Origin of the sequence: Nonomuraea sp. B5E05 (genome assembly GCF_039880665.1) — a bacterium.
In the GTDB taxonomy this organism is placed as follows: domain Bacteria; phylum Actinomycetota; class Actinomycetes; order Streptosporangiales; family Streptosporangiaceae; genus Nonomuraea.
This window is the reverse complement of sequence record NZ_JBDPMJ010000011.1, coordinates 209,521-234,135: the sequence shown is the minus strand read 5'-3', so window position 1 is coordinate 234,135 and position 24,615 is coordinate 209,521. Positions and strand designations below refer to the sequence as shown.

Annotated in this window: 20 protein-coding genes; 12 read left to right on the top strand and 8 right to left on the bottom strand. The window is 71.1% G+C overall.

Annotated features, from left to right (window positions below):
• Positions 1-36 precede the first annotated feature (36 nt).
• Complete coding sequence (locus ABGB01_RS22310; RefSeq protein ID WP_347775466.1) at positions 37-852, top strand: hypothetical protein; 816 nt, start codon at positions 37-39, stop codon at positions 850-852.
• Positions 853-870: 18 nt separating this feature from the next.
• Here the strand turns inward: ABGB01_RS22310 and ABGB01_RS22305 are convergent, their stop codons facing one another.
• From ABGB01_RS22305 to fdxA, 3 genes are all read right to left on the bottom strand, one after another.
• On the bottom strand, positions 871-1,527 hold the full coding sequence (locus ABGB01_RS22305) for a DUF4178 domain-containing protein (RefSeq protein ID WP_347775465.1): 657 nt from the start codon (positions 1,525-1,527) through the stop codon (positions 871-873).
• Between the two features lie 90 nt (positions 1,528-1,617).
• Complete coding sequence (gene dapC, locus ABGB01_RS22300) at positions 1,618-2,688, bottom strand: succinyldiaminopimelate transaminase (RefSeq protein WP_347775464.1); 1,071 nt, start codon at positions 2,686-2,688, stop codon at positions 1,618-1,620.
• 100 nt (positions 2,689-2,788) lie between these two features.
• Entirely contained in the window at positions 2,789-3,115 is a 327-nt protein-coding gene (fdxA, locus tag ABGB01_RS22295) for a ferredoxin (RefSeq protein WP_132335925.1), read from the bottom strand.
• A gap of 104 nt (positions 3,116-3,219) precedes the next feature.
• On the opposite strand from fdxA, the gene ABGB01_RS22290 reads away from it, so the two are divergent.
• From ABGB01_RS22290 to ABGB01_RS22255, 8 genes are all read left to right on the top strand, one after another.
• Positions 3,220-3,450 carry a hypothetical protein gene (locus ABGB01_RS22290; RefSeq protein WP_347775463.1) on the top strand — a complete coding sequence of 77 codons (231 nt, stop codon included), beginning with the start codon at positions 3,220-3,222 and terminating at the stop codon, positions 3,448-3,450.
• A gap of 17 nt (positions 3,451-3,467) precedes the next feature.
• Positions 3,468-4,538 (top strand): ABC transporter substrate-binding protein, encoded by a 1,071-nt coding sequence (locus tag ABGB01_RS22285; RefSeq protein ID WP_347775462.1) that lies wholly within the window; start codon positions 3,468-3,470, stop codon positions 4,536-4,538.
• Positions 4,539-4,640: 102 nt separating this feature from the next.
• The gene (locus tag ABGB01_RS22280; RefSeq protein WP_347775461.1) at positions 4,641-5,417 is read left to right on the top strand and encodes a methyltransferase domain-containing protein; all 777 of its coding nucleotides are present in this window, start codon (positions 4,641-4,643) and stop codon (positions 5,415-5,417) included.
• A gap of 112 nt (positions 5,418-5,529) precedes the next feature.
• Positions 5,530-8,064, top strand: a complete 2,535-nt coding sequence (locus ABGB01_RS22275) for a hypothetical protein (protein ID WP_347775460.1) — start codon at positions 5,530-5,532, stop codon at positions 8,062-8,064.
• A 4-nt stretch (positions 8,065-8,068) separates the two neighbouring features.
• A complete protein-coding gene (locus ABGB01_RS22270) occupies positions 8,069-9,901 on the top strand; it encodes a UvrD-helicase domain-containing protein (RefSeq protein ID WP_347775459.1) in 1,833 nt (610 codons plus the stop codon).
• 50 nt (positions 9,902-9,951) lie between these two features.
• Positions 9,952-11,796 (top strand): sigma factor-like helix-turn-helix DNA-binding protein, encoded by a 1,845-nt coding sequence (locus ABGB01_RS22265; RefSeq protein WP_347775458.1) that lies wholly within the window; start codon positions 9,952-9,954, stop codon positions 11,794-11,796.
• Between the two features lie 20 nt (positions 11,797-11,816).
• The gene (gene cysS / locus ABGB01_RS22260; RefSeq protein ID WP_347775457.1) at positions 11,817-13,181 is read left to right on the top strand and encodes a cysteine--tRNA ligase; all 1,365 of its coding nucleotides are present in this window, start codon (positions 11,817-11,819) and stop codon (positions 13,179-13,181) included.
• 129 nt (positions 13,182-13,310) lie between these two features.
• Entirely contained in the window at positions 13,311-15,797 is a 2,487-nt protein-coding gene (locus ABGB01_RS22255) for a penicillin acylase family protein (protein ID WP_347775547.1), read from the top strand.
• 21 nt (positions 15,798-15,818) lie between these two features.
• Here the strand turns inward: ABGB01_RS22255 and ABGB01_RS22250 are convergent, their stop codons facing one another.
• Positions 15,819-16,241 carry a hypothetical protein gene (locus ABGB01_RS22250; RefSeq protein ID WP_347775456.1) on the bottom strand — a complete coding sequence of 141 codons (423 nt, stop codon included), beginning with the start codon at positions 16,239-16,241 and terminating at the stop codon, positions 15,819-15,821.
• 75 nt (positions 16,242-16,316) lie between these two features.
• Here ABGB01_RS22250 and ABGB01_RS22245 point away from each other — a divergent pair, with 75 nt between their 5' ends.
• Complete coding sequence (locus ABGB01_RS22245; RefSeq protein ID WP_347775455.1) at positions 16,317-17,252, top strand: hypothetical protein; 936 nt, start codon at positions 16,317-16,319, stop codon at positions 17,250-17,252.
• A gap of 76 nt (positions 17,253-17,328) precedes the next feature.
• Here the strand turns inward: ABGB01_RS22245 and ABGB01_RS22240 are convergent, their stop codons facing one another.
• Genes ABGB01_RS22240 through mshB form a run of 3 tightly spaced genes read right to left on the bottom strand, consistent with a single transcriptional unit; the run spans position 17,329 to position 19,175 of the window.
• Positions 17,329-17,823, bottom strand: coding sequence for a flavin reductase family protein (locus ABGB01_RS22240; RefSeq protein ID WP_347775454.1), 495 nt, complete (start codon positions 17,821-17,823; stop codon positions 17,329-17,331).
• 18 nt (positions 17,824-17,841) lie between these two features.
• Entirely contained in the window at positions 17,842-18,258 is a 417-nt protein-coding gene (locus tag ABGB01_RS22235; RefSeq protein ID WP_347775453.1) for a DUF6113 family protein, read from the bottom strand.
• Between the two features lie 11 nt (positions 18,259-18,269).
• A complete protein-coding gene (gene mshB, locus ABGB01_RS22230) occupies positions 18,270-19,175 on the bottom strand; it encodes an N-acetyl-1-D-myo-inositol-2-amino-2-deoxy-alpha-D-glucopyranoside deacetylase (protein ID WP_347775452.1) in 906 nt (301 codons plus the stop codon).
• A gap of 44 nt (positions 19,176-19,219) precedes the next feature.
• On the opposite strand from mshB, the gene ABGB01_RS22225 reads away from it, so the two are divergent.
• Both ABGB01_RS22225 and ABGB01_RS22220 read left to right on the top strand, forming a co-directional pair.
• Positions 19,220-21,283 carry a prolyl oligopeptidase family serine peptidase gene (locus ABGB01_RS22225; RefSeq protein WP_347775451.1) on the top strand — a complete coding sequence of 688 codons (2,064 nt, stop codon included), beginning with the start codon at positions 19,220-19,222 and terminating at the stop codon, positions 21,281-21,283.
• A gap of 146 nt (positions 21,284-21,429) precedes the next feature.
• Positions 21,430-22,812, top strand: a complete 1,383-nt coding sequence (locus ABGB01_RS22220; protein ID WP_347775450.1) for an alpha/beta fold hydrolase — start codon at positions 21,430-21,432, stop codon at positions 22,810-22,812.
• A 40-nt stretch (positions 22,813-22,852) separates the two neighbouring features.
• On the opposite strand, the gene ABGB01_RS22215 is transcribed toward ABGB01_RS22220, so the two are convergent.
• Positions 22,853-24,613, bottom strand: a complete 1,761-nt coding sequence (locus ABGB01_RS22215) for an ABC transporter ATP-binding protein (RefSeq protein ID WP_347775449.1) — start codon at positions 24,611-24,613, stop codon at positions 22,853-22,855.
• Between the last annotated feature and the right edge of the window lie 2 nt (positions 24,614-24,615).

Genomic DNA, 24,615 nt, shown 5'->3' with positions numbered 1-24,615 from the left:
GCCTCGGAGCTTATCCGTCCGGGTAGGTTCTTCAGCGTGCGCGTGCGCTTCTCCCGTGGGGTCATCACCATCGCGATCATCGTGATCGTTCTCGCCGTGGCCATTTCCGTGGGCCTCTACCACCTTCTCAAGCGGACACCCCAGCTGGCCGAGCGGCACGCGTACTGCGTGGTCAACACGCCCGACGGCGTCCGCAACCTCGATCCCGAGCAGGCGCAGATCTCGGCCACCATCGCGGCGGTCGCGGCGCGGCGCAGGCTGCCGGAGCGGGCCGTGGTGATCGCGTACGCGACGGCGATCCAGGAGTCGAAGCTCTACAACCTCAACTTCGGCGACCGCGACTCCGTGGGCGTGTTCCAGCAGCGCCCGTCGCAGGGCTGGGGCAAGAAGAAGCAGCTCATGGACCCCGTCTACGCCACCAACAAGTTCTTCGCCGCCCTGGTCAAGGTGAAGAACTACCGCAAGCTCCCGCTGGCGGAGGCGGCGCAGGCCGTGCAGCGATCGGCGGGCGGTTACGCCTATGCCGCGCACGAAAGCGAGGCCGAGATCCTCGCCGCGGCGTTCACCGGACGTGTTCCCCAGGCGGTGCACTGCTGGTATCCCGCCGGCAAGACCTCCGCTCCGAAGTCGCGGGCCGCCGCGGCGCGCAAGCAGCTCGCCAGGGCGCTCGGCAGCACGGCGATCAACACGAAGCGGCGCGGCTGGCTGGTGGCCGCGTGGTCGGTGGCCCACGCCGAGAAGTACGCGCTCAACCGCGTCGGCTACAACGGCGCCACCTGGGTCAACGACTTCGAGCGCGACGGCTGGCAGACGGGCGGCCAGGCGAGCGCCCGCCGGGTCGACCTGTCGTAGCGCCCGCGGGAGGCCCGGTCAGGACGCCCTGCGCACGATGGAGATCGAGCCGGGCGGCAGCGGCTGGGCGTAGCAGGCCGTCCATGAGCGGCCCTGGATGCGTTCGAAGGAGAGCAGCCGCCCGTCCGACGCGCGGTAGTCGGCGAAGTCGAGCAGGCCCCTTTCGGGGTTTCCCGTGTCGCCCTCGCTCCTGAACGCGGCCGTGCCCCGCTCGATCGGGAAGAACTCCACGCCCTCCATGATCAGCATGCTCTTGGCCGGGACCATGCCCTGGGTGGGCACGTCGGTCCAGAGCAGCACCTCAAGGTGCGGCGGGTCGCCGTCGAGCACCTCCACCGACAACCACTGCAGGCGGCGCGAGCCGTCGCGCAGGAGATATTCGATCCACTGGTTGCCCTGCCACGAGACGTGCATGGAGCCGAGCACGCGCGCGGGCGAGCCCTGCACCTTGATCCGGTCGCCGACCTGGATCGTGCGAGGGTCGGTGTAGTCGGTGCCGGCATGCCCGGGCGCGATCACCGGCGCGGCCAGCGGGGTCTCGACGGGAGCGACCTCAGCCGGCGGCGCGCTCGTCCGGCCCTTCCTGTCCTGTCGCAGGGTGGCCAGGAAGGCACCCAGCAACAGCAGGATGGTGACGATGCTCAGCCCGAGTACGACCATGGAGGTCATGCTCATCGATCAGCTCGCTCCACTCGCGGTCTGTCTCGGCAAAAGCTCTTATCAATTTATGCGTCAAGCCCGCGCGGCGGGCTATGTCGCGCGATCCTACTGGAGGCGGCGCACAGCCGCACCGATCCGCTCATCAGTGGCCGTGACGGCGATGCGGATGTGCCGCTCACCTGCTGGTCCGTAGAACTCGCCCGGCGCGACCAAAATGCCGATTTCGGAGAGCTTGGCCACCTGATCCCAGGCGCTCTGCCCGTTCGACGCCCAGAGGTACAGCCCGGCCGTCGAGTGGTCGACGCGCCACCCGGCCCGCTCCAGCGCGGGGCGCAGCAGGGCACGGCGGGCGGAGTAGAGCTCGCGCTGCCGGTCGGCGTGCGCGTCGTCGCCGAGCGCGGCCGTCATCGCCGCCTGGACGGGGGCGGGCATGATCATGCCCGCGTGCTTGCGCGTCTCCAGCAGCCGCTTGACCAGGACGGGGTCACCCGTCACGAACCCGGCGCGGTATCCGGCCAGGTTGGAGCGTTTGGAGAGCGAGTGGACCGCGAGCAGCCCCTCGTGGGAGCCGCCGCAGACGTCGGGGTGCAGGATCGAGACCGGCTCCTCTTCCCAGCCGAGCTCGATGTAGCACTCGTCGGAGGCCACGACCGTGCCGCGCTCGCGCGCCCACGCCACGACCTTGCGCAGGTGCTCGACCGGCAGCACCTTGCCCGTCGGGTTGCCGGGAGAGTTGACCCAGACGAGGTCGACCCGCTCGGGGCCGAGCGCGAGCGTGCTGTCGGCGGCGGTCGCCACCGCACCGGCCAGCCGGGCGCCCACGTCGTAGGTGGGGTAGGCCAGCTCGGGGAAGACCACCCGCCGTGCCCCGAGGTAGGTGGGCAGCCAGGCGACGAACTCCTTGGAGCCGATCACCGGGAGCACGTCACGCTGGTCGACGGTGACGCCGTGCCGGCGGCGCAGCCACCTCGCGGCGGCCTCGCGCAGCGCCTTGGTGCCGTGGGTGAAGGGGTAGCCGGGGCTGTCGGCCGCCTGGACCAGCGCGTCCTGGACCTTCTGGGGCACGGGGTCGACGGGCGTGCCGACCGACAGGTCGACGATGCCGCCGGGATGTGCCAGCGCGCGCTCTTTGTACGGCTCCAGCTTGTCCCAGGGGAAGTCGGGCAGGTTGTTCACGGTTCTCCAGGGTGTCACGTTGCCGTATCGAGCGCCGGGCATGCCTCGAGAGCGGGGCGCACCCAGCCCGGATGCCCCCGCTCGCTCCGTGCCGCGACCGTCAGTGGCCCTCTGCCTGCGGCGGCAGGGCGGCCACCACCGGGTGGTCCTTCTCGATCTTTCCGACCTTCGAGGCACCTCCGGGCGAGCCGAGGTCCTCGAAGAAGTCCACGTTGGCCTTGTAGTAGTCCTTCCACTGCTCGGGAAGGTCGTCCTCATAGAAAATGGCCTCGACGGGGCATACAGGCTCACACGCGCCGCAGTCCACGCACTCGTCGGGGTGGATGTAAAGCATGCGCTCGCCCTCGTAGATGCAATCAACGGGGCATTCCTCGATGCACGCCTTGTCCAGGACGTCCACGCAAGGCTGCGCGATGACGTAGGTCACCTCGAGCTCCTTCTCTCCGCACCATGGCATGACTCTGACCGCGGTTTGCTACGCCCTAGTATTGCCGTGCTTGCCGACTGGCCGAAACGGAGGGTGGCAAACTCGTGGCGGCACGGCTCGTCATCGCGATCACAAGTCAGGACATCGGCGCACGAATCACCACCCGCAGGCGCGTTCCGGAAGGCTTTCGCGACGCGGTGGGCATCCTCGTGTCGTGGGAGTCCGGGGTGCTGACCGTCCGCAAGAAGGACGGCACTCTGGTGGAGATTCCTGAAGAGACGCTTGTAGCCGCCAGGGTCGTTCCGGCCGCGCCTCCTCGACCTGGACGGACGTAGCGGTAAGTATTCGTTGTGTGACTGTACGTACCTGCGCCGCCGCAGCAGCCATCCTCGCCAGCGCCGGATGCGGCGCGTCGTCCACCGACTCCGCCTCCACCGAGGCCAAGAACCTGCCGCCCGTCAACGCCCAGGCCGCCTCCATGAAGGCGGGCTTCGGCACCATGGAGCGGCTCGCCGAGGCCGCGGGGCGCGAGGGCGAGCTCAACGTGATCGCCCTGCCCCGCGACTGGGTCAACTACGGCGAGATCATCGACACCTTCGCCGACAAGTACGACATCAAGGTCAACGAACTGGAGCCCAACGCCGGCAGCAAGCGCCAACTCGACGTCGCCGCGCAGCTCAAACCCGACGTGTTCGACCTGACGATGGACGTGGCCGTCGCCGGAGCCGGGCGGTTCGCCCCGTACAAGGTGCAGGGCTGGCAGGACCTGCCCGACCCGGTCAAGGACCCGTCAGGCGGCTGGTACGCCGCCTACGGGGGCTACATGTCCATCGGGTACGACCCGCGCGCCGTCAAGCCGCCCGCCTCCTTCTCCGACCTGCTGAAGCCCGGCTACCGGGTCGCGCTCGACGGCGACCCGCTGCGCTCGGCGTCGGCGTTCGACGGCGTGATGGCCGCCTCCATGCGGGCCGGCGTGCCGCAGCCCGCGCAGGGGGTGTCGCTGTTCGCCAAGCTCAAGCAGGCGGGCAGGCTCACCGAACCGGCCAAGGCCAACACGATCGTCGCCTGGGACCACCTCAACGCCGCCCGCAGCGCCCACCAGCCCGACGCGTGGAAGGTGACGATCCCTCGCGACGCCGCACTCGGCGGCTACCACGTGCAGGCGATCAGCAAGACGGCGCCGCATCCGGCCGCCGCCCGGCTCTGGCAGGAGTTCCTGTTCTCCGACGAGGGCCAGAACCTGCTCATGAAGGGGTTCGCCCGGCCCGCGCGCACCGAGGCGATGCGCATGAAGGGCACGCTCGACGCCGAGCAGGCCGCGAAATTGCCCAAGGCGCCCGGCCCTCCGGTCATCCTGACGATTCCGCAGGCAGACGCGGCGAAGGCGTACCTCAAGCGGCAATGGGCGAAGAGCATGGGATGAGTCCGATGTGACTTGATATGTCGTAGGGACGTTCAGGCTCTAAAGTGAACGGACAGCACGGCCACGGGGGCCCGATGTCTGATCGAATGTGAGCTGATCGTCTTGCGATACGACACGCCGAGTTTGGAGCGGTGGAACAGTCGCGCCTACGACAGCAGCTTCGGCTACGTCTCGACGCAGGGCGCGCCACTGGTCGACCTGCTGGACCCGCGACCCGGGGAGCGCGTGCTCGACCTCGGGTGCGGCACAGGAGTGCTCACCGCCCAGATCGCCTTCAGAGGCGCCGACGTGCTCGGCATCGACGGCTCCGCCAGGATGATCGAGAAGGCGCTGGCACAGTATCCGGGCATCAACTTCATCGTCGGCGACGGGCACGACTTCACCGTCGTCGAACCGTACGACGCGGTCTTCTCCAACGCGGCGCTGCACTGGATGAGCCGCGACCCCGGCACCGTGATCGCGAACGTCCGCGAGTCCCTCACGCCTGGCGGACGTTTCGTCGCGGAGATGGGCGGCGCGGGCAACTGCGCCGAGCTGACCGCCGCGATGCTCACCGCCTGGCGCGAATACGGCCTGCGCGAACCGGACCTGCCGTGGTACTTTCCCACGCCTGCCGAGTACGCCCGGCGTCTCGAACAGGAGGGTTTCGTCGTCAGGTTGCTCGAATACTTCGACCGGCCGACGCCCCTCGACGAGTGCCCGGGCGGGGCCGCCGACTGGGTGAACACGTTCGCCGCCTCGGTGCTCGAGGGGCTCCCACCGGACATCGTGGGGCCCCTGTTGCGGCGCGTCAACGAACTGGCCGCCCCTGCGCTGCGCAGGGAGAGTGGCTGGATGGCCGACTACGTGCGCCTACGCTTTGCCGCTGTTCGGCGCTGATGCGTAGTGCATGATGCGTAGGGCTGTTTTGCCGGACTATGGTCTGTTCCGTGGGCGGCGAGACTATGGCTGCACCGCTGCGGCGGCGTGAGGGGCTGGTGAACGGAACGGGATGAATTTCTGCCTGAGCGACCTCGTACCACCGTTGAGGTGGAGCGACGCGTCGACGATCACGCTACTCACCGGGCAACCGGACCTGCCGGACGCGTGGTGGCGCACCCTGCCCATGCCACACGTGCTCGCGGCCATCGGCCCGGAGTCGCTGGGCGAGCTGCTCACGGAGATCGCCCTGGAGCACTGGCCCGCGGCGACGGTGGGCGACGTCCTGCCGGCACTGCACGTCCTGGACCCCGATGAGGCCGACGAGCCCGCCGTCGCCATCGCGCTCGACCGGGCCGGCTCGTGGGCGGGGCTGCTGGCGCTGACCAGCCGGGAGCTGGTCGACCAGCCCTTCGTCCAGGCGCGGCCGGTGCTGAACACGCTGTTCTCCGCGGTCCTGGTACGCCTCGCGCGCCCGCGTCCCGAACACCCGGCACCGGCGGCCGAGGCCGCGGCCACGGTCGGCCCGATCGTGGCCCCCGCACCGGCCGCACCGGAAACGGCTCACGGGTCCGAGCCCGTCGTCGCGGCCGACCAGCCGGGCGAGGGTCAGGGGGTCGTCGAGGCAGGACTCCAGGGGCGGGCCGCTGAGCACGAGACGCCTCACGCGGCCGGTGAGCGTGCCGCTGAGGCGCCGGCGCAGTCCGCCGCCGAACCGAGCGAAGCCGCGCCAGCGGCCGACCGCGGCGCTGAGGCAGCTAGTGCCGAGCAAGGCGCGGAACCCGGCGCCGGCGCCGCGAGTGCCGCGCAGGTCGCGGAACCTGCGGCTGAGGCCGTGAGCCCGGAGCGGGTCGCGGAGCCTGAGGCTGCGGAACCTGCGGCTGAAGCCATGAGCCCGGGTCCGGTCGCGGAGGCCGAGGCCGGCGGTGCCGCGCACGGTATGGAGAGCCCGGGGAAGGGCACGGACCAGCCGGCCGAGCTCCGGTCCGAAAGCCCTCCGTTCGAGCAGCCTGAACGGCTCCAGGGTGAGCAGGCGCGCCCAGCAGAATTCCCGCAGGCAGCAGCCGAGCAGGCGCAGCCCGAGGCGCAGCCGTCCGGGGGGTACCCCTCCGTTGAGGGTGCGCCCGCCGCGGAGGCGGAGCAGTCGTGGCAGCCGTTCGGTGGGCGGGCGGAAGGCGCGGCCGATGCCCTCGCGCCCGGCCAGGACGTGCTGGAGTCCTCCCCCGAGGGTGCGGAGCCGGTGAGCGCGGCCGGGCATGAGCCCGAGCACCAGCGCAACGCCGCGCCGGAATCCGAGCCCCACGTCGTAGCGGCGCCGGGATCCGAGCCCCACGTCGTAGCGGCGCCGGAAGCCGAGCCTCAGGCCGTAGCGATGGAATCCGGACCCCAGGCCGACGCGGCGCCGGAGCCCGGACCCCAGGCCGACGTAGCACCGGAGCCCGGGCCCTGGGCCGACGCGGCGCCGGTGCACGAGTCCCAGGGCGATGGGGCGGTGTCCGGGCCGGTCACCCTGGACCCCCAACCCGTGGAGGCGGCCGGGCGGGAGCAACCGTTGCCGGAGCTCATCGAGGCCGCGTTCGCCGGGCTGGACGACAAGAGCTGGGCGGTGGCTCAGAACCGGATCTTCACCGACGAGCCCTCGGCGGTGGACCAGCTGGCCAAGCTCTTCGCCGTCCCCCCGGCGGAGATCGCCGCCACCGAGGACGAGCTGCGCGCCCGCCTCGACCAGTGGCTGGCCAGCGAGGAGGCGGCGCCGTACCGCGCCCACCTCGACGACCTGGTGCGGACGCTGGGCCCGGCCGCCCCCAAGGAGCAGCTCATCGGCGCGGCCGACTGGCACCACGTGGAGATCCGCGCGCTGGAAGTGCCCGCCTGGCAGTTCGTCCTGGCGACCCTGGCACCCCAGCCCCAGCCCCAGCCCCAGCCCCAGCCGCAGGCCGCCCAGGCACCGCAGGCGCAGGCGCAGTCGGCGTTCGGCCCGGTTCAGGCCGCTCCCCCGCCGGCCGGCCCGCCGCAGTTCCAGGCGTTCGCGCCGGTCGCGCCGGCGGGTGAGTCGAACGGCGGCTCCGCCGACGAGTCCGGCCAGCCGTACCAGCCGTTGAAGGACGTCTCCCAGACCCGGCGCTGTTTCCGGCAGCCCGACGGGCGCTGGTGGTTGCGCATCGACGTGACCGCCGAGCAGCTCGCGGGCGGCGAGTGCGCGCTGCCGACGGGGTTCGCGTCGTACCTGGGCCTGTCGCCGGGCGAGAGCAGGACGGTCAGGAGCGCCGCGGGCGAGCTGACGATGACGTGGCACGGCAAGCCGGCGCTCGAGTCGATCGAGCGTCTCCTGGTCGACGTCGGCGCGCGCGAGGGCGGGCACCTGTTCCTGACCTTGTCGGACGAGGGTGTGCTCAGGGCCAGGCACCTGCCGGTCGCCGCCCAGGGCGCGGAGAAGATCACCAAGGCGCTGCGCCTGGTCGGGTACACCGCGCCTGGAGGCACCAGGGACCAGGCAGCCCGGGTCATCGCCACCAGGATCGGGATGACGGGCCCGGTCAGCCTGCCCGACCTGCTCACCAGGCTCCGCGAGCGCGGGGACCGCGACCTGCTCGCTCTCCTGGACTGAGCCGGTGCCGCGGCTCGCGATCGGCCCTGAGTTTCCCAGGGAGCTCAGCGCACTGGCACCGCCGGTGCGCAGGGATGCCGTGGTCGCGTTGCGCCGGTTCCTGCTCAACGTGGCCGGCGCCCCGCATCCGCAGCGGGTGCGGGGCGCCAGGGACGCGAGGGTCGCGACGCTGCGCCTGGCCGAGGGGCATCGCGGGGTGGTGGTGCGGCAGCGGGACGTGTTCTGGCTGCGTACGGTGCTGCCCGACCCGGAGGCCTGGTCGTACGCGCAGCGTCACAGGTTCGGCGTCAACCCGGTGCTCGGCGTGGTCGAGGAGTGGGACGTCGAGGCGCTCGAACGGGTCGAGCCCGCGTTACGCAGGTCGGTGCGCTCGCCTGGGCTGTTCGCCCCGATCTGCGACGGCGATCTGCTCGCGCTCGGCCTGGACTTTCACGCGCTGCCGCTGTTCAGGCTGGTCACGACCGAGGCCGACGTGGCGGCGCTGGAACCCCTGCTGCCGCCCACTCAGCACGCCCCGCTCGCGGTGCTCGCCCGCGGCGGCACGCTGGCGCAGGCGTGGCGGGAGCTGGACGCCTGGCGCGCCTCGTCCGAGGAGCCGGGGCCGGTCGACCCCGACGATCTGTACGCGGCGCTGCTGCGCAGCCCGGACCGGGCGGTGTTCGTGGCCGGCAAGGTGGAGCTCGACCGGGTGTTGCGCGCGCCTGACTGGTGCACGTTCCTGCATCCGCCACAGCACCGGCTGGCCAGGGCCGCGCGCTACGAGCACCCGGTGCTGGTGGTGGGCGGAGCGGGCACGGGCAAGACCGTCGTCGCCCTGCACAGGGCCGCCCATCTGGCCGCGCACGGCGCGGGGCCGGTGTTGCTCGTGACGTTTTCCCAAGGGCTTGCCGAAGAACTGTCTGCGAAACTCGACCTTCTGATCGATGATGAGGTGGTGCGTAAGCGGGTCGAGGTGGACAACGCCGATCGCCTGGCCATGCGGATCGTGACCGACGCGGAGGGCCGGCGACCGGCGCTGGTCGGGCAGGGGGCGCGCTCGCTGGCCGAGCTGACCGACGAGGCGCTCAGGCTGCTGTCGCGCGCGACGGGCGACCTGCTCGACGACGTCGATCCCGGGCACAAGCCGTACCGTCACATCGTGGTGGACGAGGCGCAGGACGTCAGCCCGGCCCAGTGGCGGCTGCTGCGGGCGGTGGCGCCGCACGCGCGCGACGACCTGTTCGTGGTCGGCGATCCGCACCAGCGGGTCACCGACGCGCGGGTGGCGCTGGGCGCGGTCGGCATTCCCGCCGTCCAGCACACGCTCAAGCTCTCCTACCGCCTGCCGCAGGAGCTGCTGTCGTTCGTGGTCAGGGTGCGCGGCGGCGGCCTCGCGCCCGGCCTGGTCAAGGGCGCCACCGACATGTACGGCCTGCGCGCGGCGCGCGACGGCGCCCGGCCGGTGGTCAGGGCGTACGCCACCCAGGAGGAGGAGCTGGCGGGGCTGCGGACCGTGGTCGAGTCGTGGCTGGCTGACGGTGTGCCCGCCGAGGAGATCGCGGTCGGCGCCCGTGACGTCCGGCATGTGCGTGCCGCCCGGCGGGCGCTGTCGGGCCTGGACGTGCGCGCGTGGACCTTCCCTCACCTGAAGGGGCTCGAGTTCGAGCGGGTGGCGCTCGTCGGAGTGGCGGAGAGCGTGGTGCCCGAGCCGCCGCCGGAGGAACCTCCGGAGGAACCGCACGCCAGGGCTCGTGCGCTGCAGCGCGAACGGAGCATACTGTTCGTCGCCTGCACCCGTGCCCGCTCGATGCTCTATATCTCCCATTCCGGACGAGGGAGCCCCTTTTTGTCCCTCTGATCACATAGTCTGAACTGCGGATATAACGTCCCATTGCCGGTTGGACCTCAATGAACCTCAGCCTGAGCGACCTCGCGCCACCACTGCGCTGGACCTCCCCTGGTCAGATTGCGCCGATCGTGGAGGAGCCGCAGCTGCCCGAGGCCTGGTGGCAGGCGATCCCCCTCGACCGTGCCTGCGCCATCGCCGGCACGCAGACCGTGGCGGGCCACCTGGCCGGCCTGGCCATGGCCTGCTGGGGTCACCTGATGCTCGGCGACATCCTGCCGCTGCTGCGCTTCTCCGACCCCGCCGAGGCCGAGCGGACGCCGGAGACGCTGGGCAAAGACGTGGTGCAGAAGTTGTTCACCGGCGTGTTCGAGCGGCTGCTCGAGCCCCTTCCCGAGGCCGTGCCCGCGCCGTCCAGGGCGGACAAGCCGCTGCCCGAGCTGATCGACGACCTGTTCGGAGCGCTGGACGACCGGCAGCGGGCCATCGCCAGCGACCGGCTGTACGCGACACAGCGGGCCACGCTCGACGAGCTGGCGCAGCGGTTCTCGGTGACGCGGGAGCGGATCAGGCAGATCGAGCGCGACCTGCGCGAGCACGTGGAGGCCTGGCTCGCCAAGCCGGAGGCCGCCGCGGTGGCCGCGCACGTGTCGTGGCTGCGCGGCCGGCTGGGCTCGGCCGTGCCCGCCGACGACCTGCAGGCCGCGGTCCCGTGGCACGCCGCCGAGCTGCGCAGCCTGGGCATCCCGGCGTGGCGGTTCGTACGCACGCTGCTGACCGGCTACGAGCAGTCCGACGGCTGGCTCGTGGCGGGCGGGGCCGACGACCTGAGGGAGAAGACGCGCCAGCTGTTCGCCGACGGGCCGCACCCGCTCGCCGAGGCCGTGGCCATGGTCGCCCAGCTCGGCGTGCGGGAGGACGTCGCTGAGCGGTGGATCCTGGGCGTGCCGCAACTGCGCGTGCTGGGCACGCACGTGGTGCCGTGGCCGCGCAGCGTCAACGAGAAGGCGGAGGCGGTGCTGGCGGTGGCCGGCACGCCGCTTTCGCCGGAGGAGATCCAGGAGCGCATCGGCGAGGACTACAGCCTGGTCGGCATCCGCAACCAGCTCACCGCCGACGACCGCTTCCGCCGGATCGACCGCAACAAGTACGGCCTGACCCGCTGGGGCGGCGACGAATACCTGGGGATCAGGGAGATGATCGCCCGGGAGATCGAGCGGGCCGGCGGCGAGGCGTCGGTGAGCACGATCGTGACGAACCTGACCTCCCGCTACGACGTGAGCGAGAGCTCGGTGCGGGCCTACTCCGGCGGCCCCGGGTTCGAGCGGACGCAGCGGGGCTGGGTCCGGGTGGCGGGCACCTCGCCGAGCGGGGAGGCGGAGCCGTACCATCCGCGCAAGGACGTGTCGGAGACGCGGCGCAGCTTCCGCTCCCGCGACGGGCGCTGGTGGCACCGGGTGGACATCAACGCCGAGCACCTGCGCGGCTCCGGCTCGCCGCTGCCGACCGGGTTCGCGGCGTACCTGGGGATGGCGCCGGGCGGGTCGCTGACCGCCTCCACGCCGTCCGGTGACGTGGTGATCAGCTGGCACAACCAGCCCACCATGGGGTCGATCCGCAACGTGCTGGCCGACTTCAAGGCGAGCGACGGTGACCACGTGTTCCTGACCGTGTCGGACGGCGGCGAGTTGCTGACGCGCCACATGCCCGCCGCTCCTCCCGGCATGCCGCCGCTCAACCGGGCCCTCTACCTCATCGGGATCACCGCGCCGGTCAACTCGGAGATCGAGGGGCTGCGGCTGATCGGGGCCAGGATCGGGGCGTCCGACCTCGCCACGCGCGACGAGATCCTGGACAGGCTGCGCGAGCGCGGCGACAGGGACATCCTCGGTTTCCTGGGCGGATGACCTCGGGCTAAGCTCGGCAGATGGTGCGGATCTACGACACGCGCACCCGGCAGGTCGAGGAGATCGCCACCGGGCGGGCGGTGCGGATGTACACGTGCGGGCCGACGGTCTACCGGCACGCGCACGTGGGCAACCTGCGCACCTACCTGCTGTCCGACCTGATCAGACGGGTTCTGGAGCTGCGGCGGGTGCGCGTGCTGGCCTGCCAGAACATCACCGACGTCGGCCACCTCGCCGACGACGCCGACGAGGGCGAGGACAAGGTCCTCGCGCAGGCGCGGGCCGAGGGCCGCTCGGTGAGCGAGCTCGCCCGCTTCTACGAGGACACCTTCAGGCGTGACACCAGCGCGCTCGGCCTGCGGCCTCCCGAGCACATGCCGCGCGCGAGCGAGCACATCGACCTGATGATCGAGCTGATCGCCAAGCTGATCGAGAAGGGGCACGCGTACGCGGTGCCGGACGGGTCGGTCTTCTTCGACGTGCAAACCTTTCCCTCGTACGGCGAAATTTCCGGTAATCGGCTGGACGCGCTCAAGCCCGCCCACCGCATCGACGCCGTCGACCCCCGCAAACGTTTCCACGCCGACTGGGCCCTGTGGAAACCCGCCACGGGCGAGCTGAGCTGGGACGCGCCGTGGGGGCGCGGTTTCCCCGGCTGGCACGTGGAGTGCTCGGCCATGTCGCTGCGCTATCTCGGGTCGCGCTTCGAGATCCACACCGGCGGCATCGACCTGAGGTTCCCGCACCACGAGGACGAGCGGGCCCAGTCCGACGCGGCCGCCGGGCACGAGGTCGTGCGCCACTGGGTGCACGGTGAGCACCTGCTGTTCGACGGGCGCAAGATGGCCAAGTCCACCGGCAACGTGGTGCTGCTCTCCGACGTGGCCGACGCCGGCCTCGACCCGCTGGCGCTGCGCCTGGCCTTCATGGAGCACCGCTACCGCCAGCAGCTCAACCTGACCTGGGAGACGTTGCGGGCCGCCGACCGCACGCTGCGCAGGTGGCGCTCGCGGGTGGCCGAGTGGTCGGAGTCGGTCAGCGCGCCCATGCCTCGCGACCACGTGGCGCGGGTGGAGGCGGCCATCGAGGACGACCTCGACACGCCGTCGGCGCTGCGCGCCCTGCGGGAGCTGGAGCGGGACGAGTCGGTGGCGCCTGGGGCGAAGCTCGAGGCGTTCCTGCACCTGGACCAGGTGCTGGCGCTGGACCTGCCGAGCGAGATCGGCAGGACGCGGGTGCTGCCGCCAGGGGCCGGGGAGTTGCTGGAGGCCCGCGCCCGGGCCCGCGAGGCGAGAGACTGGGCGGCGTCCGACCGGCTCAGGGACGCACTCGCCGAGATGGGGGTCCGCGTGGCCGACACCCCGGAGGGGCAGACCTGGGCTTGATCTTCGGGTCCTGATCGTGTGACCGGCGCTCCGCGCACCCGTTGCGACGTTCCAAGGAGTGATCTTCGGCTGTCAGACTTGATGCCAGTTTCGGCATGATGGAGGTAGTCGGTGAGGCCCTATGCGTGGATGCCGTGGCCGTTGCGGTGGTCCGCTCGGGTGTTGACCGTTCTGCTCGCGCTAGCGCTGGTGCTTGCGGGCGTGCTTGTCGTCACGGTGCGGACGTCGTTCCCTCAGGTGGATGGATCGCTACGGTTGCCGGGTTTATCCGGGAATGTGGAGATTTATCGCGATAAATCAGGGATTCCGCACATCTACGCTGGAACTGCCGCGGACCTGTTCATGGCCCAGGGGTTCGTCCACGCCCAGGACCGCTTCTTCGAGATGGACTTCCGGCGCCACATGACCGCCGGCCGCCTCTCGGAGCTCTTCGGAGCCGCCACGCTCAAGACCGACAAGGCGCTCAGGACCATGGGCTGGCGCCGGGTCGCCGAGGAGGAGCTGGGCGGGCTGGCCCCGGAGACGCGCGACAACCTCGACGCGTACTCCAAGGGCGTGAACACCTGGCTCGCCGCCAACCCCAACGCCTCCGACCGCAGCCTCGAATACTCCGTGCTGAAGCTCCAGAACGGCGCCTACCAGCCGGAGAAGTGGACCGCGGCCGACTCCGTGGCCTGGCTCAAGGCCATGGCGTGGGATCTGCGCTCCAACGTGGAGAACGAGATCGACCGCGCGCTCGCGCTCACCAAGCTGCCCAAGGAGCGGGTCGACCAGCTCTACCCCGGCTATCCGTACGACCGCCACTCCCCGATCGTCACCCAGGGCGCCCTCGCCCAGGGCCGCTTCGACCAGGAGGCGGAGCCACGGCGGCGGGCCGGCCGGCTGCTCGCCCAGGCGGCCGAGGCCCTTGACGCCGTGCCGGACACCATGAGCACCGAGGACCGCGAGGGCGTCGGGTCGAACTCGTGGGTGGTCAGCGGCGCGAACACGGCCTCCGGCAAGCCGCTGCTGGCCAACGACCCGCACCTGGCCCCGCAGATGCCGTCCGTCTGGTACCAGACGGGGCTGCACTGCAGGAAGCTCACGGAGGAGTGCCCGTACGACGTGACCGGGTTCACTTTCTCCGGCGTGCCCGGAGTGATCATCGGGCACACCGGCAAGATCTCGTGGGGCTTCACCAACCTCGGGCCCGACGTGGCCGACCTCTTCCTCGAGCAGGTGGAGGGCGACACGTACCTCTACCAGGGCGAGCGGCTGAAGCTTGCGACCAGGAAGGAGCAGATCAAGGTGGCCGGCGGCGACCCGGTCACGATCACGGTCAGGAGCACCCGGCACGGGCCGCTGATCAACGAGGTGATCGACACCGCCCGGCCCAGCGGCGAGGCCAACGCGGTGGCCCTGCAGTGGACGGCGCTGACGCCGGGGCGGACGGCCGACGCCATCTTCGAGCTCAACAGGGCGAGCGACTGGGAGCAGTTCAAGGCGGCGGCGGCGTTGTTCGAGGTGCCCGCCCAGAACCTGATTTATGCCGACACATCAGGCAAGATCGGCTACCAGGCCCCCGGACGCATCCCCGTACGCGAGAACGGCGACGGCACCTGGCCGGTCCCCGGATGGACGGGTGAGTACGACTGGAAGCCGGAGCCGATCCCGTTCGACCGGCTGCCGTCCGTGGAGGAGCCGGCCGACGGGTTCATCGTCACGGCGAACAACGCCGTCATCGACCCCGCACGCTACCGCCCCCTGCTGACCAAGGACTGGTCGTACGGCTACCGCTCCGAACGCATTCGCGACCTCATCGAGGAGGCGCTCGGGAAGGGCCCGATCGACGCGGCGGCCATGGCGCGAATCCAGCAGGACACCTACAACGGCTTCGCGGAGACGCTGATCCCGGCGCTGATGCGGGTCGACCTGGCAGGGCCCAGCGGCCAGGCCAGGCAGCTGCTGAAGACGTGGGACAGGCGGGAGGACCTCGACTCCGCGGCGGCCGCGTACTTCAACGCCGTGTGGCGCCAGGTGCTCGTGCTGACCTTCAACGACGACCTGCCCGAGCAGGCCAGGCCGGCCGGCGGCGACCGATGGTACGAGGTCGTCAGGCTGCTGCTCGCCGCCCCAGGCGACCCCTTCTGGGACGACGTCACCACGAAGAACCGCAAGGAGACCCGCGACGACATCCTGCGCCAGGCGATGGCCTCGGCTCACCAGGAGCTGGCCGACCGGCTCGGCGACGACGTCACGTCGTGGCGCTGGGGCGACCTGCACCGGCTGGAGCTGGTCAACGGCTCGCTGGGGACCTCGGGCAGCGCGCCGGTCGAGGCGCTGTTCAACCGCGGCCCGCTGTCCGTGCCCGGCGGCAAGGACGCGGTCAACGCCACGGGGTGGAACGTGCAGAGAGGGTACGAGATCACCGCCGTCCCGTCGATGCGCATGATCGTCGACCTGTCCGACCTGGACAAGTCCCAGTGGATCAATCTGACGGGCGCCTCCGGGCACGCCTTCCACGACAACTACGAGGACCAGGCGGAGGCCTGGGCGCGAGGGGAGCTGCTGCCGATGTTCTCCACGCCGGAGTCGGTCAAGAAGGCGGCCGTGCACACGCTCCGGCTCAACCCCTGAGGGCGTTTTTTACAACGGCTGTCAATCGCCACTCCTGCGCGTTCGCCACCGGAGGGGAGCGCGCGGGTAGCCGCCGTCCTCCAGGTCGGCGAGGCGCTCGAAGACGTTGCAGGACGCGCGGTCCCCGCAGACGATCGCCGAGACGAGCATGGCGATCAGATAGAGCGGCAGCATGGGCAGCCCCGCACACCACGCCCACTGCGTGGCGTGCCGGTCCTCGTGCAGGACGAGCCGGTGATTCAGCGAGTTGCTCCTGGTCAGGACCACGTTTCCGATGGTGAACGCGCTCGCGACGGGGAAACGGTAGCGGTAGCCGAAGGCCAGGATAAGCCCGTTGGGGCCGGGTTGCCGGGTGGCGCCGCCGATGCGGGCGATGAGCAGGCCGAGCGGGGTGGCGAGGTTCAAAGAGTTCGCCACACGCCGGAACCGGAAGCGCTTGTCCATGCGTCTCAGTCTTGACCGATCTTGACAACTCGGAATAATGGCCAGGGTCCTGAAATCTCCCACAAGAGCAGGATTATGAAACTCTCCATCCTGGGCGCGCTGCTCGGCACCGTCGCACTGGCAGGAGCCGGCGGAGCCGCGATTTCCCAGACGTCAGCGACCGAACCCCTATCCTCTAACAGCCCACTAGGCGCGAGGGTCGCGTTAACCGACGGCCCGACCGAGACTCCAGCCCCATCGGAAAGTCCCACGACCGGGGAGTACACCGCCAAGACCAAGGTGGTCAAGAAGAGAGGCGTCTCCTATCTGGACGTCTCCCTCACCCACGAAGGGCCCGCGCTCTTCACCGTCAAGCAGAGAGTGTGCAAGAGGGGGTCGTGCAAGACCGCGACCGCCGACATCCCCGTCATCGACGGTGCGGCCGAGTCCACGAAGAGGCTGGGCCGGGGCACGTACAAGAAGCGTGGCAAGGCGCGCGTCGAGGTGACGCCCATCCCCTTGCCGACCGTGACGGAGAGGGTCACGGTGACCGTGACCGAGCCCGGCCCGACGGTCACGTTCACGTGCCGGCCCGGTGACCCGCCGACGGAGACGCCTCCGCCGACCGACGCCCCCACGGACACGCCGCCGCCCACTGAGGCGCCGACCGAGACCCCGCCGCCCCCGACGCCCACGGAAACCGCCACCGAGACCCCTCCGAGCACCCAGACCCCTCCGAACACCGAGTCGCCGACGGACACCGCGCCGCCTCCGAGCGCTGAGACGCCGACCGACACCGCGCCGCCGACCGAGGGCGTGTCGCCTTCGGCGAGCCCCACGGAGGAGATCCCCACCTGCCCGCCGGCCTCGCTGCCGCCGACCGACGTACCTCCCACAGGGCCACCCACCGAGGCTCCGACGGACGCGCCGCCCACTGAGGCGCCTCCGACGCAGACCGTGACACCGACGGACACCGGAGTCCCCACGGACACGGGCGCGCCGTCGCCATCGGAGAGCGTCCCCGCCCAGTAACGCGGGAACGCGACCAGTGATCGGGCCAGGCCTCGTGCCTGGCCCGACTCATGCGACCCCGCTCGTGTACGGCAGGTCAGAGCTTCCTGTAGCGGCCCTCGTGGTAGAGCAGGGGCGCCTCCTGCGAGGGCGTGCTCAGCGCCCGCACCTCGCCCACCACGATCGAGTGGTCGCCGGCGTCGTGCACCGCCGTGGTGACGCACTCCACGGTGGCGATGGCCCCGTCGAACAGCGCCGCCCCCGTCTCACCCCGGTGATGCGGCCACCGCGCGAGTTGCCCGTTCAGCGGCCGCCCGCGATGGGCGAAGAAACGCGAGACGTCCTCCATCGAGGCCGGCAACACCGACACCCCCCACATCCCGGTCTCCAGCACCGCGTCATGGAACCTGGCCACCTTCTCGGCGCAGAAGAGCACGAGCAGCGGTTCGAGGGAGACGGAGGTGAAGGAGTTGATCGTCATCGCCAGATCGACGCCGTCGCGCCGCGTCGTGACGATCGCGACTCCGGTGGCGAAGCGGCCGACGACCTTGCGATGCGTTGCGGGGTCCACGTGCCGCTCGATGAAATGCACAAAGATTACTTTATGCCCCTACATCGGATTAGTCGGAGAATACCCCCGCAACAGCCATGAACCCCGACTTGACGAGGGCGAAAGCAGATAGGCCCCGACAAGGGCCAGCAAACCTCCGTAGAGGTAGATGTAGCCAGGAGCCCCCCGCGCGATCACCAGGTCACCCGCCCCCAGCTCCAGCGTGAACGGCATCGTCACCAGCAGCCACCCGATCGCCGTCGCGACCGCTCCCAGCCGGGCGCGCATCAGCCGGCCCGCCCCCAGGCCCACCCCGAACAACGCCAGCACCCAGACGACCGCCGCCACCGGGACCCCGTCCATCTGCCACACCGGGTGGGTGAAGCCGCCGACGACCGCCATCACGATCCCGAGCACGAACAACATGCCGTACGCCGCCCCGCCCAGCGCCGACTCGGCCTGGCTGCGATGTTCCATAGCGACTGAGATTAGTGGATACCGGCGAACAGATCGTTCTCGCGGTTGTACGGCTCGCCGAGTCCGCCGGCCTCCACGGGCGGCCCCGGCACCGGCAGGCCCGGCGACCCGATCGCCAAGGTGTAGTGCTCGACCCCCGCGATCTCCTGGCCGATGTTGTTGGACAGCGCGAACCACGGCTGCGCCACGGTGATCTGCGTACCGTGAGCCCGCATGGCCTCGGTCTTGTTGCCGATCCAGGGGCGCGCGTCGATCTCGGTGGTGATGTCCTGGTCCGCGCAGCCGTAGGCCATGTCCTCGACGTCCTCGACGAGAAACCCGACCGCGGCCTCCCGCAGCGCCTCCGAGGTGCGGCGCAGTGCGGACCTGGCGACGGCGGTGTGGTAGAACTTCGCGATCCACCACGGCTCGCCCGAGCCGAAGCCGGGGTCCGCGGCCAGCTCGAACGCCCTGCGCGAGACACGGTGCGCCTGGATGTGGTCGGGATGGCCGTAGAAGCCGTTCTCGTCGTACGTGACGAGCACCTGGGGACGCACCTCGCGGATGACCTTGACCAGCTCGCCCGCCGCCTCGTCGAGGTCCGCCTGCCAGAACGCCTTCGGGTGGTCGTTGGAGGCCACGCCCATCATCCCCGAGTCGCGCCAGCGCCCGGGTTCGCCGAGAAAACGGTGATCCTCGACGCCCAGCGCCTTGCAGGCGGCGGCGAGCTCGCCGATCCGGTATGGTCCCAGCGCGTCATCCCTGTCGGCGGCCAGATGGGCGAGGTCGCCGGGGATGATCTCCCCTTCCTCGCCGAGCGTGCAGGTCACCAGCGTGACGTGGGCGCCCTCGGCGACATATCTCGCCATGGTCGCCCCGGTGCCGATCGACTCGTCGTCCGGATGGGCGTGCACGAGCAGGAGCCGTCGATCAGTCATAGCCCCGAGCGTAACAATGGTGCGTTCCTGGCAGGATTGGCCCCATGAGTGAGAGCTTCCCGCGACTGTCGGCCAGGACCCGCCGGTTCACCCTCGGAGTGCCCAGGGGCTTCACGATCGCCCCGGACGGCGGCCGGGTGGTCTTCCTGCGGTCGAAGTCGGGCGACGACCCGGTGACCTGCCTGTGGGAGCTCGACACCGAGACGCACGTCGAACGCCTGATCGTCGATCCGCGCGCGCTCCACGCCGACGAGGAGGACCTGCCGCAGGAAGAGCGGGCCAGGCGCGAGCGCAGCAGGGAGTCGGCGGGTGGCGTCGTCGCCTACGCCACCGACGCCGCGGTGACCCGGGTCTGCTTCGCCCTGTCCGGCGGGCTCTACGTGGTGGATCTGGCCGGTGGCCAGGCGTACCGGCTCGACACGCCGGGCGCGGTCATCGACCCCCGGCTCTCCCCCGACGGGCGGCACGTCGCCTACGTCACCGGCGGCGCCCTGCGCGTCCAGGACGTGCTCTCCGGCGCCGACCGCGCGCTGGCCACGCCGGAGTCGGAGATGGTGACGTACGGGCTCGCCGAGTTCATCGCCGCGGAGGAGATGGACAGGATGCGCGGCTACTGGTGGGCGCCGTCGAGCGACGCGCTGCTGGTCGAGCGGGCCGACGAGGCGCCGGTCAACGTCTGGCACATCGCCGACCCGGCCAACCCCGACCGTCCGGCCACCGTCCAGCGTTATCCGGCGGCCGGCAAGCCCAACGCGGTCACCGAGCTGTTCGTGCTGGGGCTCGACGGGTCGCGGGTCGCGGTGCCGTACACCGAGGAATACCTCACCACGGCCTCCTGGGACTCCCACGCGCTGTCGATCGTGACGATGACCCGCGACCAGAAGACGATGCGGCTGTTCTCGGTCGATCCGGCGACCGGCGCGACCACGCTCGTCCGCGAGGACACCGATCCCGCCTGGGTCGACGTCGTGACGGGAGTGCCCGCGCACCTCGACGACGGGTCTCTGGTCTGGGTGGCCTCCGCCGACGGCGGCCACCGCCTGTACGTCGGCGACCATCCGGTCACCCCGCCGACGTTGCAGGTGCGGGCCGTACTCGACGTCGACCACGACAGCGTGCTGTTCAGCGCGAGCGGCGACCCGACAGAGATCCAGCTGTGGACGTGGGACGGCCACTCGCTGCTGCCCGTCTCGACCCGTTCCGGGGTGTTCTCCGGGCGCATGTCGGGCGGGGTCGGCGTGCTCACCGAGCAGAGCCTCGACACCGAGGGCGTGTCGGCCACGGTCGTGAAGCGCGACGGCACGGCGGTGCCGATCCCGTCGTTCGCCGAGCGCCCCGGCCTCGACATGCGGGTCTCGCTCGGCCGTTCCGGCCGCCGCGACCTGGCCACCGCCGTGGTGCTGCCGTCGTGGCACGAGCAGGGCTCGGGCCGGCTGCCGGTCCTGATGAATCCGTACGGCGGCCCGCACGCCCAGCGGGTGCTCAACCAGCGGAGCCTCTTCCTGGAGAGCCAGTGGTTCGCCGAGCAGGGCTTCGCCGTGGTCGTTGCCGACGGGCGCGGCACCCCTGGCCGCGGCACGGCCTTCGAGCGGGCCGTGCTCAACGACCTGGCGACCCCGGCGCTGGAGGACCAGGTCGACGCCCTGCAGGGGGTGGCCGAGCAGTACCCCGACGACCTCGACCTGACGAAGGTGGCCATCCGCGGCTGGTCGTTCGGCGGATACCTGGCCGCGCTCGCGGTGCTGCGCCGTCCCGACGTGTTCCACGCGGCGGTCGCGGGGGCGCCGGTGACCGACTGGCGGCTGTACGACACGTGCTACACCGAGCGCTACCTGGGCCACCCTGACGAGCAGCCCGAGGTGTACGAGAAGTCGTCGTTGTTCGCCGACGCGAGCAAACTCGAACGCCCGCTGCTGCTGGTCCACGGCCTGGCCGACGACAACGTGGTGGCCGCGCACACGCTCCGCCTGTCCTCGGCGCTGCTCGCGGCCGGGCGCAGGCACAGCGTGCTCCCGCTGTCCGGCGTGACGCACATGACGCCCCAGGAAGTGGTGGCGGAGAACCTGCTGCTGCTGCAGCTGGACTTCCTCAAGCAGGCACTCTCCTGACGGCCGCCGCAACAGGACTCCTCAGCCCCGCGCCGGCCGCCGGCGCGGGGCTGACGGTCTGACAAACCCAGGTCCGACACCCACGCCGCGAAGATCAAACCCTGGTCCGACGCGATCCCGCCGCCCTCTGCGGGATCGTGAACGCCATGCTGAAACCCCTCGCCCTGACCCTGGCGCTGCTGAGCGCGGGCCTGTCCGCCCCAGCGGCGGCGGCCACCGCCCAGGAGTGGCGCTCGTGCCCCCAAGACAAGATCGGCATGGTCTGCACGGACCTTCAGGTCCCGGCCGACTGGAGCAAACCCGACGGCCGCACGATCACTCTGAAGCTGGGGCGGCTCAAGGCCACCGGCGCCTCGGAGGGCTCGGTGCTGGTGGCCTACGGCGGCCCTGGCGGCCCCGGCATCGCCCTGACCCAGGCCAATCCCGGCTGGTGGGCCAAGCTCCGCGAGCGTATGGACATCGTCACGTGGGACACCCGGGGCTACGGCGAGCAGTTCCAAGGCCTCAGCACGGGCCTGCAGTGCGCCTGGACCCGCGTCCCCCTCCCCGACGCCCCAGAAGACGACGCCGCCTTCGGCCGCCTGTCCGACACCAACCGCGGCTACGCCGAGGCCTGCCGGCTCAAGGACCCCGAGCTGTTCGCCCACATGAGCTCGGCCGACCACGCCAGAGACATGGAGGCCATCAGGAAGTTCCTCGGCGACGGCCGGCTCAACTTCTACGGCGCCTCCTACGCGGGCATCTACGGCCAGGCATATGCCCGCCTCTTCCCCGGCCGCATCCGCACGATGGTCCTCGACGGCACGATCAACCACAGCACCGCGAGCTGGAAACGCGAGCTTGAGGAGGCCGCCAAGGCCAACGAGCGCTTCCTGCAGCGCTTCTTCACCTGGTGCACGTCCAACGACTGCTCCGACGTGCCCGGCCGCTGGCGGGCGCTGATCGCCAGGGCCGAGCGCACCCCCGTTCCCACCACGACGGCCAACGTCGCCTACAACGGCCGCGACCTGCAGTCCTTCGCCATCAGCAGGGCCCGGCAGGGCAAGCCGGCCTGGCCTGAGCTGGCCCAGGCGATCCGCAAGGCCGCCAAGGGCGACGCGTCCGGCTTCGTGCCCGCCCGCGGCGCCCGCTACCCCGACCAGGCCACGGGCGTCACGGAGTGCACCGACTGGCCCCGCTTCGCCGACCGCAAGGAGATGGCCGCCACCCGGGCCCGCCTTCGCAAGATCGCCCCCAACGCGGGCACCGCCAACACCCTGTCCACGGCGATGCTGGGCTGCATCGGCTGGCCGGTCCCCGTGACCAACAAGCCCGCCCCTCTCCCCAAGGGCCTGCCGCCCCTGCTCGGGGCCGGAGCGTGGGGCGAGTCCGACGCGGTGGCGCGGGCACTGTTCCCGGTCCCGGGCAGCGCCGTCATCCACCACGACGGGCCCGGCCACACGCTCTACGGGTTCAACGAGTGCGCCCGCGACCACATCAACCGCTACTTCGCCGACCGCACCGTCCCCGCCAAGACGACACGATGCTGACGCAACCCCTCCGGAGATGCGCGCACGTGCGCAGGCGGCGTCACTGATGGGCGGAGGAGGAAGTGCCGTGCCAACTCGCCCAGAGGGCCGCGTAGGAGCCGCCCGCCGCCACCAGTTCGTCGTGGGAGCCCAGCTCGCTGATCCGCCCGTCCTCCACGACGGCCACCCTGTCGGCGTCGTGCGCCGTGTAGAGCCGGTGGGCGATCGCGATGACCGTCCGCCCGTCGAGCACGGCGGCCAGCGAGCGTTCCAGGTGCCTGGCGGCGCGTGGGTCGATGAGGGAGGTGGCCTCGTCCAGCACCAGGGTGTGCGGGTCGGCGAGCACGAGCCGGGCCAGGGCGAGCTGCTGCGCCTGCGCGGGCGAGACGGCCAACCCACCGGATCCCACGTGCGTCTCCAGGCCGGCGGGCAGCTCCAGCACCCACTCGAGCGCGTCCACCGCTTCGAGCGCCTTCCTCACAGCCTGGTCGTCGGCGTCGGAGCGGGCGATCACCAGGTTGTCGCGCACCGTGCCCTTGAACACGTGATGTTCCTGAGTGACGAGCGCGACGTGGCCGCGCAGGTCGTCGAGCGGCAGCTCGACCAGCGGCACCCCGCCGACGGCCACCGCGCCGGCGCGCGGCCCGTGGATGCCGGCCAGCAGCCGCCCGAGCGTGGACTTCCCGGCGCCCGACGGCCCGACCATGGCCAGCCGCTCCCCCGGCTGGACGGTCAGCGACACGCCGTGCAGCACGTCGCGGCCCTCACGATAGGCATAACGCACGTCCGACGCCTCCAGCAGCTCGCCGGAGGGCGACGACGACGCGGAGGCCACCCGGTCGTCGGGCACGTTGGCCACGCCGAGCAGCCGCGCCATGGACGCCCCGCCCACCTGCAGCTCGTCGATCCACATGAGAAACCTGTCGAGCGGGTCGATGAGCTGCTGGGCATAGAGCGTCGCGGTCGTCACCTGGGCGAGCGCCACCCAGCCGTTGGTGTAGAAAAGTCCGCCGACCAGCAGTGTGGCCACGACCGGCAGCACATAGCCCAGCTCGACGGCGGGGAACCACACGGTGCGCAGGTGCAGCGTGTAGCGCTCGGCGGCGTACGATCGCGCGATGTCGTCGTCGGTGCGGGCCCGGCGCCGCTCCTGCAGCCCGAGTGCCTCCACCGCCCTGGCGCCTTCGACGGTCTCGGCCAGCCCTTCGGTGAGGTCGGCGTAGGCGGCGTTCTCCCGGAGATAGCCGTCGCGCGCCCGCTTCAGATACCACCGGGTGGAGATCCACAACACCGGGCCGGCGATCAGCATGGGCAGCATGAGCAGCGGGCTGACCAGGAGCAGGGCGCCCACGGTGATCACGAAGGTGACGGACGCGATGAGCGTCTCGGGCACGGCGTGCCGCACGGTGCGCGACAGGGCGTCGACGTCACGGGAGGTCCTGGTGATCAGGTCTCCGGCGCCGGCCCGCTCGACGGTGGACAGCGGCAGCCCGAGCACCCGGTCGACGAACTCCTCGCGCAGCTCGGCCAGCACCTTCTCGCCGAGCCTGGCGGAGGCCAGCACGGCATAGCGCACGAGAACGCCCTGCAGCAGCAGGAACCCCCCGATGGCGGCGGCCACGACGACGACGTCGACCTCGGCTCCATACTGCACGTCCTGCACCAGCCTGCCGAGCTGCCACGGCACGGCAAGCCCGGCCACGGCGGCCAGGCCGTGCAGGAGGAGGGCGAGCGTGAGCTCGCGCGGATAGCGCAGGGTCAGCCGCCTGGCGTAGGCGCGCACCTGTTTGCGGTCGGCGACAGGAAGGATCTCGCGGGCCATGT

Coding starts and splice junctions, on each gene's coding strand:
- ABGB01_RS22305 (WP_347775465.1), bottom strand. CDS start 1,527: ATGAGCATGACCTCCATGGTCGTACTCGGGCTGAGCATCGTCACCATC.
- ABGB01_RS22275 (WP_347775460.1), top strand. CDS start 5,530: ATGAATTTCTGCCTGAGCGACCTCGTACCACCGTTGAGGTGGAGCGAC.
- ABGB01_RS22265 (WP_347775458.1), top strand. CDS start 9,952: ATGAACCTCAGCCTGAGCGACCTCGCGCCACCACTGCGCTGGACCTCC.
- cysS (WP_347775457.1), top strand. CDS start 11,817: ATGGTGCGGATCTACGACACGCGCACCCGGCAGGTCGAGGAGATCGCC.
- ABGB01_RS22255 (WP_347775547.1), top strand. CDS start 13,311: ATGCCGTGGCCGTTGCGGTGGTCCGCTCGGGTGTTGACCGTTCTGCTC.
- ABGB01_RS22250 (WP_347775456.1), bottom strand. CDS start 16,241: ATGGACAAGCGCTTCCGGTTCCGGCGTGTGGCGAACTCTTTGAACCTC.
- ABGB01_RS22245 (WP_347775455.1), top strand. CDS start 16,317: ATGAAACTCTCCATCCTGGGCGCGCTGCTCGGCACCGTCGCACTGGCA.
- ABGB01_RS22235 (WP_347775453.1), bottom strand. CDS start 18,258: ATGGAACATCGCAGCCAGGCCGAGTCGGCGCTGGGCGGGGCGGCGTAC.
- mshB (WP_347775452.1), bottom strand. CDS start 19,175: ATGACTGATCGACGGCTCCTGCTCGTGCACGCCCATCCGGACGACGAG.
- ABGB01_RS22225 (WP_347775451.1), top strand. CDS start 19,220: ATGAGTGAGAGCTTCCCGCGACTGTCGGCCAGGACCCGCCGGTTCACC.
- ABGB01_RS22220 (WP_347775450.1), top strand. CDS start 21,430: ATGCTGAAACCCCTCGCCCTGACCCTGGCGCTGCTGAGCGCGGGCCTG.
- ABGB01_RS22215 (WP_347775449.1), bottom strand. CDS start 24,613: ATGGCCCGCGAGATCCTTCCTGTCGCCGACCGCAAACAGGTGCGCGCC.